The organism is Nitrosomonas marina, assembly GCF_900111605.1.
GTDB classification, from domain to species: Bacteria; Pseudomonadota; Gammaproteobacteria; order Burkholderiales; family Nitrosomonadaceae; genus Nitrosomonas; species Nitrosomonas marina_A.
In genome coordinates, this window is sequence record NZ_FOIA01000012.1 from 19,879 (window position 1) to 38,231 (window position 18,353).

Annotated in this window: 22 protein-coding genes; 12 read left to right on the forward strand and 10 right to left on the reverse strand. The window is 49.8% G+C overall.

Features of this window, described 5'->3' with window-relative positions:
* Positions 1–3 precede the first annotated feature (3 nt).
* Positions 4–714 carry a uracil-DNA glycosylase gene (locus tag BMY62_RS06915; RefSeq protein ID WP_090658035.1) on the forward strand — a complete coding sequence of 237 codons (711 nt, stop codon included), beginning with the start codon at positions 4–6 and terminating at the stop codon, positions 712–714.
* Positions 715–942: 228 nt separating this feature from the next.
* On the opposite strand, the gene BMY62_RS06920 is transcribed toward BMY62_RS06915, so the two are convergent.
* The 3 genes from BMY62_RS06920 to BMY62_RS06930 form a co-directional block, all read right to left on the reverse strand.
* Positions 943–1,662 carry a hypothetical protein gene (locus BMY62_RS06920; RefSeq protein ID WP_090658037.1) on the reverse strand — a complete coding sequence of 240 codons (720 nt, stop codon included), beginning with the start codon at positions 1,660–1,662 and terminating at the stop codon, positions 943–945.
* Positions 1,663–1,831: 169 nt separating this feature from the next.
* On the reverse strand, positions 1,832–2,983 hold the full coding sequence (locus BMY62_RS06925; protein ID WP_090658039.1) for an MFS transporter: 1,152 nt from the start codon (positions 2,981–2,983) through the stop codon (positions 1,832–1,834).
* A 177-nt stretch (positions 2,984–3,160) separates the two neighbouring features.
* Entirely contained in the window at positions 3,161–3,760 is a 600-nt protein-coding gene (locus BMY62_RS06930; protein WP_090658041.1) for a urate hydroxylase PuuD, read from the reverse strand.
* A 508-nt stretch (positions 3,761–4,268) separates the two neighbouring features.
* Between BMY62_RS06930 and rpsP the strand changes: the two genes are divergently transcribed.
* Genes rpsP through rplS form a run of 4 tightly spaced genes read left to right on the forward strand, consistent with a single transcriptional unit; the run spans position 4,269 to position 6,310 of the window.
* Positions 4,269–4,544, forward strand: coding sequence for a 30S ribosomal protein S16 (gene rpsP / locus BMY62_RS06935; RefSeq protein WP_090626875.1), 276 nt, complete (start codon positions 4,269–4,271; stop codon positions 4,542–4,544).
* Entirely contained in the window at positions 4,501–5,118 is a 618-nt protein-coding gene (gene rimM / locus BMY62_RS06940) for a ribosome maturation factor RimM (protein WP_256207469.1), read from the forward strand. The genes rpsP and rimM overlap by 44 nt, the downstream gene beginning before the upstream one ends.
* Before the next feature lie 21 nt (positions 5,119–5,139).
* Positions 5,140–5,910: a tRNA (guanosine(37)-N1)-methyltransferase TrmD gene (gene trmD, locus BMY62_RS06945; protein WP_090658045.1), complete on the forward strand. Its 771-nt coding sequence runs from the start codon at positions 5,140–5,142 to the stop codon at positions 5,908–5,910.
* A 25-nt stretch (positions 5,911–5,935) separates the two neighbouring features.
* Positions 5,936–6,310 carry a 50S ribosomal protein L19 gene (gene rplS / locus BMY62_RS06950; RefSeq protein WP_090658047.1) on the forward strand — a complete coding sequence of 125 codons (375 nt, stop codon included), beginning with the start codon at positions 5,936–5,938 and terminating at the stop codon, positions 6,308–6,310.
* Positions 6,311–6,407: 97 nt separating this feature from the next.
* Here rplS and arsC read toward each other — a convergent pair whose 3' ends face one another.
* The 7 genes from arsC to BMY62_RS06985 all read right to left on the reverse strand — a co-directional run bounded on the left by arsC (position 6,408) and on the right by BMY62_RS06985 (position 12,164).
* A complete protein-coding gene (gene arsC, locus BMY62_RS06955) occupies positions 6,408–6,755 on the reverse strand; it encodes an arsenate reductase (glutaredoxin) (protein WP_090658049.1) in 348 nt (115 codons plus the stop codon).
* Between the two features lie 111 nt (positions 6,756–6,866).
* On the reverse strand, positions 6,867–7,394 hold the full coding sequence (locus BMY62_RS06960) for an invasion associated locus B family protein (RefSeq protein ID WP_256207470.1): 528 nt from the start codon (positions 7,392–7,394) through the stop codon (positions 6,867–6,869).
* A gap of 97 nt (positions 7,395–7,491) precedes the next feature.
* Positions 7,492–7,749, reverse strand: a complete 258-nt coding sequence (locus BMY62_RS06965; RefSeq protein ID WP_090626889.1) for a DUF2024 family protein — start codon at positions 7,747–7,749, stop codon at positions 7,492–7,494.
* Between the two features lie 342 nt (positions 7,750–8,091).
* Positions 8,092–8,781: an O-methyltransferase gene (locus BMY62_RS06970; protein WP_090658053.1), complete on the reverse strand. Its 690-nt coding sequence runs from the start codon at positions 8,779–8,781 to the stop codon at positions 8,092–8,094.
* Positions 8,774–10,057, reverse strand: coding sequence for an O-antigen ligase family protein (locus tag BMY62_RS06975; RefSeq protein WP_256207471.1), 1,284 nt, complete (start codon positions 10,055–10,057; stop codon positions 8,774–8,776). The genes BMY62_RS06970 and BMY62_RS06975 overlap by 8 nt, the downstream gene beginning before the upstream one ends.
* A gap of 34 nt (positions 10,058–10,091) precedes the next feature.
* On the reverse strand, positions 10,092–10,853 hold the full coding sequence (locus tag BMY62_RS06980) for an FkbM family methyltransferase (protein ID WP_090658056.1): 762 nt from the start codon (positions 10,851–10,853) through the stop codon (positions 10,092–10,094).
* An 18-nt stretch (positions 10,854–10,871) separates the two neighbouring features.
* Positions 10,872–12,164, reverse strand: a complete 1,293-nt coding sequence (locus BMY62_RS06985) for a hypothetical protein (protein WP_090658058.1) — start codon at positions 12,162–12,164, stop codon at positions 10,872–10,874.
* A gap of 349 nt (positions 12,165–12,513) precedes the next feature.
* Here BMY62_RS06985 and BMY62_RS06995 point away from each other — a divergent pair, with 349 nt between their 5' ends.
* From BMY62_RS06995 to BMY62_RS07025, 7 genes are all read left to right on the forward strand, one after another.
* Complete coding sequence (locus BMY62_RS06995) at positions 12,514–13,263, forward strand: 3-deoxy-manno-octulosonate cytidylyltransferase (protein ID WP_090658062.1); 750 nt, start codon at positions 12,514–12,516, stop codon at positions 13,261–13,263.
* Positions 13,264–13,280: 17 nt separating this feature from the next.
* Positions 13,281–14,051: an HpcH/HpaI aldolase family protein gene (locus tag BMY62_RS07000; protein ID WP_090658064.1), complete on the forward strand. Its 771-nt coding sequence runs from the start codon at positions 13,281–13,283 to the stop codon at positions 14,049–14,051.
* The gene (locus BMY62_RS07005) at positions 14,048–14,986 is read left to right on the forward strand and encodes a phosphoglycerate dehydrogenase (RefSeq protein WP_090658065.1); all 939 of its coding nucleotides are present in this window, start codon (positions 14,048–14,050) and stop codon (positions 14,984–14,986) included. The genes BMY62_RS07000 and BMY62_RS07005 overlap by 4 nt, the downstream gene beginning before the upstream one ends.
* Positions 14,976–15,938: an NAD-dependent epimerase/dehydratase family protein gene (locus tag BMY62_RS07010; RefSeq protein WP_090658067.1), complete on the forward strand. Its 963-nt coding sequence runs from the start codon at positions 14,976–14,978 to the stop codon at positions 15,936–15,938. Before BMY62_RS07005 ends, BMY62_RS07010 begins: the two co-directional genes overlap by 11 nt.
* Positions 15,939–15,943: 5 nt before the next feature.
* The gene (locus BMY62_RS07015) at positions 15,944–16,588 is read left to right on the forward strand and encodes an HAD family hydrolase (RefSeq protein WP_177170324.1); all 645 of its coding nucleotides are present in this window, start codon (positions 15,944–15,946) and stop codon (positions 16,586–16,588) included.
* 22 nt (positions 16,589–16,610) lie between these two features.
* Positions 16,611–17,306 (forward strand): 6-phosphogluconolactonase, encoded by a 696-nt coding sequence (pgl, locus tag BMY62_RS07020; RefSeq protein ID WP_256207475.1) that lies wholly within the window; start codon positions 16,611–16,613, stop codon positions 17,304–17,306.
* 210 nt (positions 17,307–17,516) lie between these two features.
* Positions 17,517–18,329 carry a hypothetical protein gene (locus BMY62_RS07025; protein WP_090658068.1) on the forward strand — a complete coding sequence of 271 codons (813 nt, stop codon included), beginning with the start codon at positions 17,517–17,519 and terminating at the stop codon, positions 18,327–18,329.
* Positions 18,330–18,353: the final 24 nt, after the last annotated feature.

Genomic DNA, 18,353 nt, shown 5'->3' on the forward strand with positions numbered 1-18,353 from the left:
ACAATGAATACACGGCGCAAAATCATTCTCCGAGAACTGGGTTTGACGCCGCTATGGCGTCTTAAAGCCGACGCCGATGCCGAGACAGAAAACCAGTCGACACAGGCCGAAACCGGTTCGCTGGAACAGACCGCGCGCCCGATGGTTGAAGTCGCAGATATGGACTGGGAGCAACTGACAGCAACCGTAGCCGACTGCACTGCCTGCCCGTTACGGCAAACCTGCACCCAAACGGTCTTTGGGGTAGGTGACAAAGCCGCGGACTGGCTCTATATCGGCGAAGGCCCCGGCGCGCGCGAAGATGCGCTGGGCGAACCGTTTGTCGGCCAGGCCGGAAAACTGCTGGACAACATGCTGGCCGCTATCCAGCTCAAACGCGGTGAAAATGTGTATATCACCAACATCGTCAAATGCCGCCCCCCCAATAACCGCAATCCCAGCGAAGACGAAGCCAGACAATGCGCGCCCTATCTCGCCCGGCAGATTGCGCTGATCAAACCCAGGCTTATCGTTGCGCTGGGTAAGGTGGCCGCACAGAATCTCCTGAACAGTACCGACACCATTGCCAACCTGCGCGGCAAAGTCCACGACTATCACGGAATCCCCCTGATCGTCACCTATCATCCGGCGTATCTGTTGCGCGCGCTGCCCGAAAAAGCCAAGGCCTGGAAAGATCTGTGCATGGCCAGGGCGTTTATGGAATCGCAATCCTGAGTAACTAACGGTCTGATACCTTAAGAAAGGCTGTACGGCCAGCAGGCTCTGCTGCATGGTGGCCACGAGAATTCTAAAGACGCATTATTTGTCTTTTGTAACAATGAAAGATTGTGTCTGTAGAATTTGAATATGAGCCTGACTCTATCACTGCTACGCTTCATTTATTGAAAAAAACTTGCATACGAAAAAATCCGCGGAGTGTTCGGGATCCGCAGGAACGTATTGTTAGGCATTTTTTTCAATTTTACTTCCTTCCGCCATCAGGCGAGCAATTTTACTCGAGAGCCATGGGAGATACTCTTGAAATTGCCAAGAATTTTTCAACAATGCTGGAGTGCACCAAGTAGGACCATAATCGAGGATATTGGGCTTTGGAGGATTCGAAGAAACATTCAGACGGTGAGTCCGCGGCGAAGCCACACTGTGAAACATTTGATTTCGATATTGATTCCAATCCCGCCAGTTGGCCGAACGTTCTATGGACCGAATCGCTGCAATAATCGAAACATTACCCAGTGCGGATTTGATTTGTTTTTTAATCTGTCTAGGATCGGAGCCCCATTTTCGCCCTTTTATATCACCAAATTCTAGCGCTGTTGGATTTGCTTGGGTTGCCAGGACGTACAGCGAGTAATAGGTACTCTCAATCGCTGAAACTCCAAAAACGAACAGGGACAATAGATCCCTCTCTTGTTCGAAGAGATAACGGTGATCAGGGTACAACTCTAATGCAGCCCATTTCGTTTCCATTTGTAAAATAAGTTCTTTGAATGCAATAAAACGGTATGCTGTGGCCTTAATACCCCTAGAGAACTCAATCCAAGCTTCTCGATTCTCTGCGGTAAGTTCCTTGCCCTTTTCACTGTATGTGACATGCTCTGTAATAGGATATTCCGTCGGTACTTCCAATCCCCAAAACTCCATTTTTGGTTCTGTTTTAGCCATTTTTTCGCCTAACACTCCATTATGCACACTACCTCATTAATTTTTATAAAAATATATCAATCTAACTTTCATCACAGCAAACTTTGTACTATCTACAGACGGATCTATTCAATAAACCCGATGCAACACCGTTTTCTATACGCCGGAGAGGATAAATAAGGGTCTATTATTAACCCTGGCACTTTATCATTTTCACCTTCCAGGCCACCAGTATCATTCCCAGCAACGCGGATACCGCACTGATCGTAAACGTGGTCTCTGCGCCCAGATTATCCCATGCACTACCGCTTAGGATTGCACCCAAAGTCCCTCCCAGTCCATACGAAACGCTGGTATAAATCGTCTGGCCCTTTGCCTGATGCCGGCCCTGGAAGAAACGATGCACCAGCATCATCGCTGCCACATGGTGTGCGCCATAAGTTGCCGCATGCAGCACCTGCGCGCATACAATCACCGCCACCCATTCAACGCCCCAGCCGATCATCAGAAAGCGCAGCACAGCACAAGCAAAACTGAACATCAGGATTGTTCTTAGACTAAAACGCCGCATCATCCATGGCATCAGAAAAAACACCCCGATTTCACATATCACACCGATTGCCCAGAGCCAGCCGACAAAGCCCTTGTCATAACCGTGCTCTACAAGATAGATTGAGAAGAACGTGTAATAAACGCCATGCGCAAAAATCATCAACAAGCTGGAAAACAGAAATGCCAACACTTCCGGGCGTTGACACAGCTGTCGCATTGATTCCTGGTCCACACGCTCGCCGATTACCTCGGATTCCGGAACGCTGCGCGAAAAAACCAGTATGCCCAGTTTTAATACCAGCACCACCCATAGCAGCCAGATAATGCCAACCCTATCCAGCAGATAACCAACGCCAACAACCGTCAGAATAAACCCCACCGAACCCCAGGACCGAATTTGGCCGTACCGGTCGGTTTTATCCCTCAGGTGCGACAACGTCACTGCTTCTATCAACGGCAACGCCGCGCTCCAGCAAAAGCTCATCAGCAGCATCGCCATAAAAATCCAGGCAAAAGACTGGCCGAAGAAAAATCCAATGAAACTGACAAAACCGCCCAGTGCGGCGAACTGCACCACCATCATACGCCGGCCGGTATGATCCGCCAGCCAGCCCCAGACGGCAGGCGCAAAAATCCGTGTCACCAGCAACAGCGACATCAAAATGCCAATTTGCAGCGCACTAAATGATAGCGATTGAAGATACAGGGTCCAGTACGGCACGAACGCGCCAATCACTGCAAAATGAAAAAAATAAAAACCTGACAGTCGCCAGTAAGGTAAGGAATGCATCAGACTTTGTGAATGCGAAGGGTTCGGGTCTGAATAACAGCAGGATAGAAAAAAACGAATGCCCGGTCAGAAAACAATAACAATCAAAAGGGCCTGATTCTGTTCATGGCCCTGCTGACTGGTCTTTCGGCGACATAATGGGAACGCGGTCAAATTATCGTTTCCCTTCCACGACGATCAAAAGAACGTTAACCCATGGCCGTATCCAACCATGCAAAGCAGCATCGGGACCGATAAGGCGGTATTGGTGCGCGATGCCAGCAGCGCGGTTTTTTTCGCACTTGCAATGACCGCGGCGCTATGTTCCTTGCCGTCAAGACCCAGAATTTTCTTCTGGTTTGGCCAGATCAACACCCAGACGTTGAATAACATGATAGTACCCAGCCAGGAACCCAGACCAATGACTGCCATGCCGTTTGTCAGCATAAACGCGTCCACAATACCCTGCATGCCGCCGCCAATCTGGGCCAGCGCGCTAAGACCGGTAAGCCATGTTACTGCAGCAGCCATGCGGAACCATAACAGCGCTCTTGGCGCGATGTATTTATTGATTGCGGCAGGTTGCGGACCGTCCGGGTTCGCCAGTGCATCGCTGACACCGGGGACCTGAACGAAATTAAAATAATACAGCAGACCGATCCAGCAGACGCCCGCCAGCACATGCAGCCAGACCGTTGTATTTAACCCGGCAAGACCATTACCAAACCCGAAAGCAAGCGCAATTGCGAGAACAAAACCAACGGCAATGGTGCCTTTGACTGATAATAATGGATTCATAGTTATTCCTTGATCGAATAGTATTTGAGGTGCTAAAGATAGGTGATTTGCGCATTCAGCACAATAGCAAATTGTGTGTAGAGCACACACGAAGGAATCAGAATAGTATTACTGCACGGATCGCGTCAATTCGACAAATCATTGCTACATCGGGGACTACGCACAAATAGGGGTCAAAATAGGGGTCAAATAGGGGTCAAATCTATTTTTTTATAATTTTATCTACCTATAGCCGGATTCTATCAAATGAGTATTGCAGTTAATTTGTATTAATTAAACATGGACAGGATATAAACAAGAAAACATTTTGGTTTATTATTAATAAACGGACCTGGCCTTTATTAACATCGTAAAATCCAAAATCAAAACAACACTTGCCTTCATGCCGAAAGTGCATGTAAAATCTACGGTTACCACAAAATCAGCTTTTGCTGTGTATGTGTGGATTGATAAAAGAAATTCAGTTTTAAGGTTAAAGCTTTCAGGCAAACGCTAACAGACAAAAAATATGGTCATAATACGATTGGCACGCGGTGGTGCAAAAAAACGTCCTTTTTACAATATGGTAGTAGCTAATTCCCTGCGCGCTCGCGATGGCAAGTTTATAGAGCGTGTCGGCTTCTACAACCCGAGAGCGACAGGCGGCGAGGAAACCTTGCGTATTCATCTGGATAGGGTCAACTACTGGCAATCCAAAGGCGCACAGGTGTCCAGCACTGTTAAACGATTATTGAAACAGTTTGCAGCAACAAGCAAGGAAGCATCGCCAGATAACGCATCCTGACATAACCCAAGCGTCCATGATCGTCATGGGTCACGTGGTGAATGCTTTTGGCATACAGGGCTGGATAAGAGTCTATCCCTATACAGAAAAAGTCGATGGGCTGCTTGATTACTCATCATGGTGGCTCGAAAAAAACAAAACCGGCGAAACGAAAAGCAGCGACTGGATTGAAATGCAGCTTGTATCCGGGCGTGTCAACGGCACACTGCTGGATGCTAAATTAAAAGGATGCAATGACCGGGATCAGGCACTTCAGTATAAAGGCTTGAAAATTGCTATTCCACGAAACCAGCTGCCTGATTTACCGGATAGTGGAGAAGCAGGCTATTACTGGTCAGATTTGATCGGCGTTACGGTCGTTAATTTAGATGGCGTAAAATTGGGCACTGTTGCAGGATTGTTTGAAACCGGCGCAAATGACGTGCTGCGCGTGCAGAATACTTTACAGGATGCCGCACAAAGTGCAGCGCCGGACGCCAAGGAACTGCTGATTCCATTTATTGAATCAGCGGTTATAAAAAAAGTGGATTTGAAATGCCACGAAATCCTGGTGGACTGGGAGCCGGATTATTAAGCAGGCTATTGAGACAAGCGCATGCCGTATGAATGCGATGTAGTTACGCTGTTTCCGGAGATGTTTGATGCCATCACGCAATATGGTGTGACTGGAAGAGCGAGCAGAAACAGTATCTTTCGGCTGAAAATCTGGAATCCGCGCGATTTCAGCGATAACAGCCACCGTACAGTTGATGACAGTCCGTATGGTGGTGGGCCTGGAATGGTGATGATGGCAGGACCGCTTGAAGAAGCCATTATCAGCGCTCGGAAACGGCAGCAAATGCTCGGTATTGAAAAAACGGAGGTCATTTATCTGACGCCTCAGGGGCGACGGCTCGATCACTGTGAAGCCAAACGGCTGAGCCTTTCGCCCGGCATCATTTTACTCTGCGGGCGATACGAGGGTATTGATGAACGCGTCATTCACCGCCAGGTAGATACTGAAGTTTCAATTGGCGATTATGTATTATCAGGTGGTGAGTTGGCCGCTATGGTTGTCATAGACAGCGTCGTCAGACTGATTCCGGGAACACTGGGTGACCCCGAATCGGCGACTCAGGAATCGTTTGTCAATGGGCTTTTGGATTACCCCCATTACACACGGCCCGAGCAATATTGCGAAAGTAGCGTGCCGGATGTTTTGTTATCCGGTAATCATGCGCTGATACAACGCTGGCGCCTGCAGCAGGCTTTGGGGAAAACTTGGCTGAAACGCCCGGATTTGCTTAAGCTGAAAGAAAAAAATGGAATAACGGAAGAAGAAAAAACACTTCTGGAAGAATTTAAAAAAAACTGCAAGATCAAGTAAATATTTTGCCTTGAAGGAAACTATTATGAACATTATCGATCAATTGGAAGCTGAAGAAATCAGTCGCTTGAACAAGGAAATACCCAGTTTTGCGCCCGGCGACACGGTCGTTGTAAACGTGAATGTAGTCGAGGGCGATCGAAAACGTGTACAGGCTTATGAAGGTATTGTGATCGCAAAACGCAACCGTGGCCTGAATTCGGCATTTACCGTACGCAAGATCTCAAGTGGCGAAGGCGTTGAACGAACATTCCAGACCTATTCACCACTGATCGCAAGCATTGAAATCAAACGCCGCGGCGATGTGCGCCGTGCAAAACTCTATTATCTGAGAGAACGTTCAGGCAAATCTGCGCGCATACGCGAAAAACTGCCCGCACGTGTAAACAAACAGTATTAACCGGCATTCATTGCTACTTCAAACGCATTTGCCTTTACTACTAAAAAAAACCGCATATGTTCAATTCCATATGCGGTTTTTTTTGAAATATCAGCAGCTACAGCAAATCCCTGACATTTTCTGGCGGGCGGCATATTCTGGCCTTGTCGCCTTTAACGACAATTGGTCGCTGCATCAAATCCGGATTGTTAACCATGCATCGAATCAGCTCGTCTTCCGAAATCGTATTTAAGTCCAGATCTCGCGCAGCAGATTCATCCTTGCGCAAGACATCTTGCGCGGACAGCCCGAGCTTTTTGATTAATTCGCGTAACTTTTCAACAGTTAACGGTGTTTCGTAATAATTAACGGACTCGTAATCCTGCCCGCTCTCGTTCAGTATTGCCAGCGTTCCCCGGCATTTACTGCAGGTCGGTTTTTGATAAATGGTGATTTTGTCGCTCATGCTGCCTGCCTTCTCTCTTCGTACAACGCCCTGAACTGTTGCGGTACCCGGCACCAAAAACAGCTACCCGGCACAACCAATCAATACTAATACCGTGAATCGCAACGGTACTTAATTCATTCCACACGCTTCGGAAATCGATTTGTATGCAGCTGACGACCCATTCAATCCGAATGTATCTATTGTCTGTGTACCACGTGATGACACACCTTCGACGATCAGGGTATTACCCCGTCTGATTGCCTCGGTCAGCTTATTATCGGTTCCCTGGTCAGGCGCCCAGGCAGAATCATCCTGGGTAAACAATTTAAACGTCTGGTTATTGGCCTTAACAGTCACTTCGCTGCCTGCCTTGTATGTGTAGCCCGCTATATAGCTGAAAACATTTTTACTCCCTTCAGCCGGACGATGCGTTATCAATGCAAAAATATCACCACGCTTCGTATAATCGCCTTGATCTTTTTTGGGCTGACTGACCATATAGCATACCTTGCCGTTGTTTTCCATAAACGTATACGCTGTCCAGTCCCCATGCTGTCCAAGCAAAACAGGCTCCGATGCCTGTGCTGAACCCGCCGCGTTTACCAGTAAAACCATAACGGTGGTAAAAAAAAGCCTGCGCAATTGTCGACACTTCATAATGAAAAACCTTGAGATTGTATAAATATACCGTGTTTCAGTAAATTAACTGAACCTTTGAAAACAAGCCGGTCCGATTGAACCGGCTAAAAGCAAATTATGAACAGCCTTCCATTTTATAAATGTAGTAACCATCTTTATTGATGGCGTCAGTGACTTCCGGCGGCGCGCTCTGGCTATGGCAAAAACTGCATTCTTTACTGGTAACAACAGCGTCTCCTTCACCTATGGATGTCAGCCATTCTTTCGCATATTCAATGGCTTTCTGATCATCTTTAACTGCCGTAAAAACATCGAAATGCATAATATGTCCGTCTTTTGCTTTCACATAGGTATCATAAACATGAATCTGCATAGTTTTCCTTAATCATTAAGATTGAATACGAATTACCGCAAAGCCGTATCAGACCGATACAAAAATAGCCATGCGTTTCCAAACGGTGATTACTATAACAATTAATCCGGCAAACCGCCATGATAATGATCGGATTTTCCCGGATTAAACGAAAATGAAAACAGGCTATTCACAAGACTCAAATATCGAAACACCGACTGCAACCGGAGTCCGGGCACTAATTTCGCCGCCACCGGGCCGATTGGCGAAAGTCTCCAGCGGGCAGGTACTTAAGCACATAATCCGGGTTATTTCATCAGGACCCTACTACTTAATCTCAAGGTATTATGAACAGCCCGTCCATTAAACCACTTTCCTGCGTGCGACGATAACGCCGTCACGTGTTGGATTAATAAACGCATCAAACTCGGGATCATTGAAAATCATTTGATTATGCTCGACAATCGCTTCGGTCCAGCCCAGTGCTATATCGGTATAGGTTTCTGCGGCAACACGGCCATGCCATAGCACATTGTCTGCAATATATAACCCGCCAGGACGGATACGATCACGTGCCAGTTTCCAGACCTCGGGATACCACCCTTTATCGACGTCGTTGTAGCAGATATCGAAAAGACCATCGGTCTGGACAAAAATATCCTGAGCCATTCCCACATTGAATTCAATCCGGTCCCACAAACCGGCTGACGACAGGTATTGCTCGGCACGGTCTCTGTTTTCACTGTTGCCATCACTGCAGATTATTCGACCATCCTGGCCAACGGCACGCGCGAACCAGTAGGCGGAATAACCGTAACCGCTTCCGAACTCGAATACCTGCCTGGCGCCAATCATTCTGGCCTGCATTTCCAGAAAAATTCCGACAAGTCTGTTTACGATCGGAAACCTTTTTTGTTCAGCCAGCGCTTCCATTTCCAATAAAACAGGGTGATCCGTACTGCCGACTAGTGCTCGCATATAACCGTCTATCGCCGGATGAACGGGAATGATTTCACTGGAATTGTCTGATGTCGGTGTCAGTATTTCAGTCATTCTTGTCTCCTTTGCCAGTTTTTTCGTTCTTCGAATCTGGGGTAGATTGTCGTTTATTGTCACCTGTAATGCCGGAGTTGTCCGGTTTCACGCGCTGCCGGCAAGCAGCGATCGCTGTAATCACCAGCAACAGTATCGGTATCCGGCCAAAAATCAGAAAGGTTTCTGTCATTCCGGACAACACGACAAAGCTTATCATACAGACGCCCGCCAGAATCAGTCCGTGTTGCCTGAAGGTCCGCTGCCATGCCCACAATAAAAACAGCAATGCCCCCAGCCCCAAAACGCCCAGTTGCATGCCAATTTCAATCCAGTCATTGTGAAAATGCGAGGTTTTTTGGAACGCCGGAAGATTCTGATACAGACCCTGCTTATATTGAACAACCGTCCGATCAAAAAAATGCTCGGGCATCCCGGTACCTTGCCCCAATATTGGTTTTTGCGCAATACCATAAAGCCCCACATCCCACAAAGCGATACGGTACCCGATACTACTGTTAAAATGCCCTTGCTGTATGTGTTCTAAATCTGCGCCTGCCTGCACCCATCGTTCCTGAACCACCGGACTGGCATAGGCAAACAATAACAGCACCGGCAGCACCGGTACCGCTATAACCGCAAACCTGCTCAAAGAGATTCTGAAATGTGCGATCAGCGTAATGATCAGTGTTGCCAGCGTCGCCAGTAAAAACCCCCGCGCACTTTGATGAAACTGAAGATACAACAACCCCAGCGCACAGAGTGCCAGACAGAACCGGACCAGCGTACTGCGGCAAAGACAGGCAAAATAACATGCCACGATGCAGCCCACACCCAGCAATGCTGAAAAGGACAGATAAGACATGTTGAGTACAGGTATGCCCTGCCTGTTTTCCACCTGCCACTGATAGAATCCGGTAAACAGCACCAGGCAATATCCCGCGATCACGGCTCCAGTAGCCCATGGCAGCCTTCGTTCGTTCAACAGCGCCAGAAACGGCACATAAACCAGCAACAGAAAATATTTTGTCCACTTGTGCCGCCCTTCAAGCGGCGCTTCGCTCCAGAGCAGACCCAAAAGCAGGAATACGCATAACACAACAATCGCCTGAACCAGCGGCTCTGCAATCATTTGCCTGAATGTCGCGGCTTGGTCATCAATCAGCCATGCGAGTACAAGTAATACGACCAGGAATTTATACAGAACACTGAACCACAAACCCGCAGCAAAGCAGACGAGCACAGCTCTAATCAGCATTTCCCGCTGATGTGCAGTTAAATGTTGAAGTCCCGGCACAACTGTTCAGCCAGCGTATAAACGATAATCCGACTCAGGGCCGCTCAAAGATAAAACAGGTTTCCCCCCAGTTTTGAGTCGTTTTCTGTTTTACCTGAAATCCTGCCGCACTCATGAGTTGGACCGCCTCTTCCTGTTCATTTGCTGTACCCAGCTCTATAATGACCGATACCAGTTGCGGATTACTAAGCACTTTTTCGGCACCTCTCAAAATGGAAATTTCGATACCATCGACATCGATTTTCATGTAATTCGGATACGGAAATCCCCACAAACCGCATAAATCATCCAGCGTGACCCCGAACATTCCCTGTATGTGTGTTGCAGGAATTTTCATATTTTGAACATCTTCCCGTCCAAACTGGGAACGGTTTCCACCAGGAATAAATTTTGGAATATAGAGTTTGGAAAACTCGGTTTTACCAGAAACCGCAACACAATAAGCAGCTATATGATCAGCAAGACCATTGATATGGATATTCTTGTTGAGCGAATAATAATTATTGCTTTGTGGCTCGAACGCAAATATTTGGACAGATTTGCCGTACTTTTTCGCAGGATACAAAGAATACTGGCCGATATTCGCGCCAATATCGAAATAACAGGTGTCCGGTCTGAATTGATCCAGCCAGTCCAGCGTATCTGGCTCCTTGATGGAATAGTTCCTGGCCCGCTTGAGTACCCGCCAGTGATCGACCGCAATTTTGATCGGCTGGCCTCGCACGGTGGTACGGGTAAAACCACCGATTAACTGATAAAACGCGATCACAATGTTTTTAAAAAAATTTACCAGCATTGATGTCTCCGCTTCAGTTTACCGAGCCTGTTCATGCCGTTCGATTTCCGTGGCGGACTCCTCAAGTAATGCTACATAATGCTGCAGAACATCTTTGTCCGGCACATCGAGCATCGCGCTGAAAAACCGCTGACGGTGCTCCTCAACATAAAAATCATCGCAGCCATGGGTTATAAAATGATTGATTTTTTCATATACATCATCGCGGCACCTGAGTTCCGTTTCGGGCAGGTAATACGCCACGGTCGAGCGCCCGGCAATCAGATAATCCGCTGCAAGCACGGGTTTTCTGGTTCTGACGGCTTCGAAAACCACAGAAGTCGCCAGATCAATGATGACATCCGCCCAGTCCATCAAATGCGCCGAGTGGGCATGGTCATCAGCGATATGGACATTCGGCAGTTGCGTAACCGACTTGTCCCTGGTCAATGACTGTTTCCAGCCACTGCGGGTATGCGGTTTGATAATGATTTCCGTTCCCGGAAATTCCGCGATGAGATGTACGACCTCTGTAACCTCTTCCCAGAACGTTGTGAAATTTGCCTTGCGTAGAAACAGTACGATTTTCAGTCGACTGTCAGAACGCGTTATAGGCGACGACGGCAATATTTCCGGCAATTTAATCAGCCACTCCTCGCAGAAGCGCGGTGAACCCAGCACAGCGATCTTTTTCTCTTCTAGAAAAGGACGGAAACGCTTCGCACATAATTCATTGGGAACAACCAGACGATCAAAAATGTTCGCATTGGAGAATACGGTATCGGGACCAACCCGCCGCTCTCCGCGACGTATCAGTTGATTCACATGAGGACTGTCACCATGCGGCAGCGAAACCACGCTTAGCGCCCTGGCATGCGCCATTTCAATAAGGATATTGATCCACTCGACACTGATAACAGAATTCCGCTCGACCCAGTCAAAGGTAATCACACCGCTGCGGGCGTCTTCGAAACAATAGTTCAGCAAAACCCCGGTCGCCCGCCGCCACAGCTGCTCGCGGCGCGTTTGATCGTAGCGTTTCGCAATCCGTCGGGCAAGCGCCCCCAGCACGGGAATGCGTCTGACGTTACCGGTCAGCATGTACATCTGCAAGCGCCAGCGGATAAATTGAGGCCAGCCCAGCACTTCCCTGATGTGCGCGACGCGCACGCCAGCGAGTTGTTTGAGAAACTGAATACGGTAATCGCGACGGAATTTTATCGAGCCAATCAGCACGACGTCACAAGCATGCCCCGATACCGCCCATTTGTAAATCACCGGCGTAATATGGTCAATATCGTTATAATGGCGAAGAAAAAAAAGGACTTTCATTCCCTGGGAATGACTGAAGATGAATTCAAGATGACAAACATGTCTAATAAATGCCTTATATTTACTGATGTCTTATATTTACAGATGAGGCACCGGGCGTCTCCAACCACGAGCACAGTTAACACCCGGCCAGAGAAAACCGCAACAATTTTACACGTGCATCCTGCTCTTTACCACTTAACTGTCGCAATCCAGCAACTGGAAGCCTATACTTCCGGTGTTATATCCGGATTCACAGGATTACAATTGCCCAGACCTGCGAATAAACTGGATAATAACGCTTGCATTCAAACAGCAAACCTTTAACCGCTAATCCAATCAACATCATTACCGTTTTTCACAATCACGCATGAAAACTATCGCCGTCATCCCCGCACGCATGGGTTCTACACGCTTTCCAGGCAAACCTATCGCAACGCTTCTTGGCCGCCCCATGATTGAACATATTTATAAACGCGTAGCGCTCAGCAAAACGCTTGACGCCACCTATATCGCCACCTGCGACGAGGCGATCCGCGAAATCGCGGAAGGTTTCGGCGCTTCAGTCATTATGACCGCCGATACACATGAACGCGCCAGCGATCGTGTGGCTGAGGCGGTTGTCGGTCTGGATGCCGAACTGGTTGTCATGGTGCAGGGCGATGAACCAATGACGCATCCGGACATGATTGATGCCGCAGTTCAACCGTTCGAACAGGACCCCGAGCTCGGCTGCGTCAATCTGGTGCGCCGCATCGAGCAGGAGTCCGACTTTCGTGATCCCAACACAATAAAGGTCGTGATGGATCAAGCCAACAACGCGCTGTTCATGTCACGCCAGCCGATACCGACTCTGGCCAAATCCGGTTTCGAACAGACTATTGCCTATAAACAGGTCTGTATTATTCCGTTCCGTCGCGCATTATTGTTTAAATACACGCGCCTGCAGCCTACGACCCTGGAACAGCTTGAATCGGTCGATATGATGCGTTTGCTCGAACACGGTTATACTGTCAGAATGGTTCCGATCGAGTTCAACACCCAGGCAGTCGATACCGAAGCGGATCTGGCACGTGTGGCCAAACTGATGGCAGACGATCCGCTGCTATCGCGTTATTGACCCCTGATATGAAACCCATGCAACTCAAAACAAAACTCGTACAATCTCAGACAACAATCGGTTCCTGGATCACACTGGGGCACACGGCGATTGCCGAAATCATGGCTTCCGCCGGCTTCGACTGGCTGGTGCTGGACATGGAGCACAGTGTGCTGGAACTGAACGAAGTGCAGACAATCATTCAGGTGCTCGACAGCCGGAGTTGCCCCGCCATCGTACGACTGACTTCGAATCATCCCGATCAGATCAAACGTGTCATGGACGCCGGTGCAACTGGCGTAATGGTGCCGATGATTAAGTCCGCCGTGGATGCCCAAGCAGCGGTTGATGGCGTGTACTATCCGCCGCACGGCAGACGCGGTGTCGGTCTCGCACGTGCACAGGGTTTTGGTGCCAGTTTTCCGGCTTACCGACAATGGCTGGAGCAAAACGCGGTGATCGTTGCCATGATTGAACATGTTGACGCCGTGCATGCCATCGATCAAATCCTGAGCGTCACTGGTATCGATGCCTATATTATCGGCCCTTATGATCTGTCTGGCTCCATGGGCCGCCCCGGCGAACTGGACCACCCCGAAGTTCAGGAAGCCATTACCCATATCCGTGAAGCAGGACAACGCGCCAACAAGCCCGGCGGCATCCATGTCATTGAGCCTGAACCTGAAGCGCTGCAGCAACGCATCGAATCAGGTTTTAATTTTCTTGGCTACAGTCTGGACATCCGCATTCTGGATTCCATCTGCCGCAACCATTTACAACTGATCCGCACCTCGACGCAGCAATTATGAATACTTTTGTCATTTCCACCTCCTCGTTCGATACCGAGAATAACGCCGTCATTCACCGCCTCGTCAATGCGGGTCTGCAACTTGTCATGAATCCATACGGCCGCAGGTTGACAGAGGATGAAGCCGCAGCACTGCTCAATAACGATGTCGTCGGTATGATAGCCGGTGTCGAACCGCTCACGGCACGCGTGTTGCAATCGGCAAAAAATCTGAAAGTCATTTCGCGCTGCGGTACCGGTATGGACAGTGTTGACCTCGCCGCAGCCAAAAACCATGGCATCACCGTACTCAACACCCCCGAAGCGCCCGCGCAGGCTGTCGCCGAACTTACGCTTGGACTCATGCTTGCCGCATTGCGGCGAATCTGCCTGACAGACCGGCAAGTCCGTGCTAACGAGTGGCCACGCACGCAAGGCGGACTGCTCGCGGCGCAAACCGTCGGATTGATCGGCCTGGGTCATATTGGAAGACGCGTCGCCCGTCTGTGCCAGGCTTTTGAGGCGACTGTCATCGCCCACGATCCGCATGTCACACAGACACCAGCCGGCGTCGCAAACGTGCCAATGGCGCAGCTGCTTGAAACGGCTGATATCATCAGCCTGCACACGCCTTACACCCCTGAACTGCATCATCTGATTGATGGTCAGGCGCTGGCGCGCATGAAACCCGGCGCCATTGTCATCAACGCCGCCCGTGGCGGTCTGGTCGACGAAAGCGCACTTAAAGACGCGCTGGACAGTGGCAAACTGAGTGCAGCTGCACTGGATGCATTTGAGCAGGAACCATATCAGGGCGCGTTAATCAAAAATGACAATCTTATATTGTCATCGCATGTTGGCTCTCTGGCCAAAGAAGCGCGTCAGCGCATGGAACTGGAGGCCGCAGAAAATCTGCTGAATGGACTCATCAAAACAGGCATCATTCATGACGCATAACACCATTTCGAAGAACCTACCGTCTTCCAGCCAGACCGTCATTGTTTTCGGCGCCAGCGGCTTTCTCGGCAGCCATGTCGCCGACGCGCTCTCGTCCGCCGGTTATCGGGTGCGATTGTTTGACCGCAGCGCTTCGCCTTTCCTGAGACAGGGTCAGGAAATGATCACCGGCGACATCATGGATATGCAACAGGTAATCGATGCCGTCAAGGGCGCAGACATCGTGTACAACTTTGCTGCCATCGCTGATATTGATGAAGCGCATAACAAGCCCGTTGAAACCGCCACCATCAATGTGCTTGGTAATACTCATGTACTTGAAGCCGCGCGTCTTGCCAACGTCCGACGTTTCGTTTTCGCCAGCAGTGTTTATGTCTATTCGGAGTCCGGCTCGTTTTATCGCGCCAGCAAACAGGCGTCCGAACGCTTCACAGAAACTTATCACGAGCGCTACGGACTCGAATACAATATTCTGCGCTATGGTTCGCTGTATGGGCGGCGCAGCGACCGGCGCAACGGCATTTACCGCATGCTGCATGAAGCCATCACGCACCGTTCGATCACCTACAAGGGCAGCGGCAATGCCATACGTGAGTACATCCATGTCGAAGACGCCGCGCGCATGAGCGTGCAGATTCTCGCGCCGGAATTTGCCAACCGGCATTTGATCCTGACAGGACAGGAGAAACTGCGCATTCGGGACGTCATGACCATGATTTCAGAGATCATGCCATGGCCGGTCGAGTTGCGTTTCGATGAAGCCAGTACCGCTCACCATTATGAAATCACACCCTATGCGTTTCAGCCGCGCGTCGGACGCAAACTGGTGCTCAACGAACATGTTGATCTCGGCCAGGGGCTGCTGGACTGCATCCGTGAGATCCACCAGGTGCTGGAGCATGCCGATGAAAACGACGACGCCACGCCATCGACTTCCGACAACCGGGCCTGACAATCATGATTGCCATTACAAATTTTGAAGCGATTATCTTTGACTTTGACGGCGTCATCGCCGAATCCGGCGAAATCAAGACACAGGCGTTTGCTGAACTGTACCGCCCATACGGCGAAGCCGTCGTCACCGAAGTCGTCAGATACCATACTGCAAACGGCGGTCTGTCGCGATACAACAAATTCCGCCACTTTCAGCAGCAGCTGCTGCACGGAGACCCGCTGACATCCGAAGAAGAAAAGGAACTGGACCTGCGCTTCTCCGAACTGGTCGTGGAAGCTGTAGTGGCGGCTGACGCCGTACCTGGCGCCTATGAGCTGATTCACCAGCAGAATGACCGGATTCCATTATTTGTCGCTTCGGGAACACCTGAAGCCGAACTCAAAGTAATCGTCGAACGACGCGGCCTGACACCTTACTTCAAACAGGTACGCGGTGCGCCCAAGCTCAAACCGGTACTGATCGCGGAAATTCTGTCCGACCACGCGCTTGACCCAAACCGTGTACTGATGATCGGAGACGCCCTGGCCGACTATGAGGGTGCGCAGGCCAACAAAACTGCATTTCTGGGACGCGTGCGTCCCGGCGATAACAATCCTTTTCCACCCGGTACGCCGATAGTGCCGGATTTACGTGCACTTGTGATCTGAACTGTAATCTGAATTACCGCACGTGCAGAAAATACAGCGAAATACCTATACAACTACTGATGCACTCGCCGATGGCTTTGCCAACTATGCAGCCGAAGTTTTGCGCACCGCACTGACCCGTCAGCAAACGGCCAGTCTCGTCGTTCCCGGCGGCAGCACCCCGCGCGCCTACCTGCCTGCCCTTGCCGCCCAAACCCTGCCGTGGCAACGCATTACCATCACCCTGAGCGATGAACGCTGGGTCGATACCGGATTACATGACTCGAACGAACATCTGGTCAGAACCTGTTTGCTCAAGCGTTTGAATGTACAGCCGCATTTTACCGGTCTCAAAACGCCGCACGAAAAACCTGAAGCGGCGATTCCAGAAATTGAGCAGCGCCTGAAAACGCTGCCGCAACCGTTTACACTGACCGTATTGGGACTCGGCGAAGACGGCCATATCGCGTCACTGTTTCCGGGCCTGAAACTGCATGAAGCAACGCACAGCTCAGCGGAGCAACGCTGTATTGCCGTTTATCCACCCGTGGCTCCATCACCGCGCGTAAGCCTGTCGCTTGATGCGCTGGCCGGCAGTGCGCAAATTGCACTGGTCGCCACGGGGAAAGTCAAGCGACAATTACTTGACAGGCTTAAGGACGATGCCGATCCGGCGATACCGCTGGTCTGGCTATTGCAGCATGCCAGAACGCCTGTAGCGGTTTTTGAGACGAGTTGAATACAAAATAAAAAACTCATATCGCCGATAAAGACAGTAATGGGGATTTTCTGCACGAACGTTGCAATTCATGTAATTACAGGTAAAAATGCAAATTACGTTTTTTCAAATTGTAGTCTCTTCAAGCTGAATGAAATAGCTTATTATGCTAAGTTCATATATTCGTCATAACTCATTACTGAAAAAATTTTTGACTGCAGCAAAACAGTCATGCATGCTTTTGCAAATAAATCCAGGCTTGTTCAGAAATTAGCATCATCCAGGTCCACAACGCTGGACAGGACGTATATCGGGCAACGGCACGATATTCGCTCATTTCTACACACACACCGCAGGATCGATAACCCGGTCAGAACTAAATCAAATGGGGCAGGTTCAACACGCGGTCTGAGTCCGGAAGTGGACAACGACGAAATTATTCGCGGCCGTACGACCGGGGAAATTATTGGTGACATCGGTCGGCCTATCGGCACGGCACTGGGAAATGTGGCTGCATCGACCGCAAGCATGCTGACAGGAATCAGTATTACCACCACTACCAATCAAGGGCCCACCTGGAACAATCACGGTGCTTTTGTATGGCATGTCGGTTTCAACACCACAGGACGAACAGGCTGGATTATACAGGATATCGTCAATACCTGGCGGGCAAAGGATGCCCGGGGCAATGCTGTCGCAAGCCCGGTTACACCGCATTTCCTGGAAGCCTGGGCAGTGGATAACGCCGGCAAAGTAACGCCGAGCATTGGCACAGACAACGATTACTGGGACAACCCGAATCTGGTCACAACTTATGGCGCCGTCGAAGGGCATCTGGCAACCAGGGCAAAGCTTTATTTTACAAAAACAGATCCCGCTACTCAGGGTTTTATCAAAAACAATCCGGCCACTAATGCTGCCGGCTTGTTATCGTCGACCACCACCCCGGCCAACCTTGGCGTTGTCCGGTTATATCGCTACGCGCAAAGCACCTGGGACTCAACAGGAGCTGCGCCCATTCATTTTGGCTCGGCAGGACCGTAGAAACGGCCTAAGCCAGAATAGCTT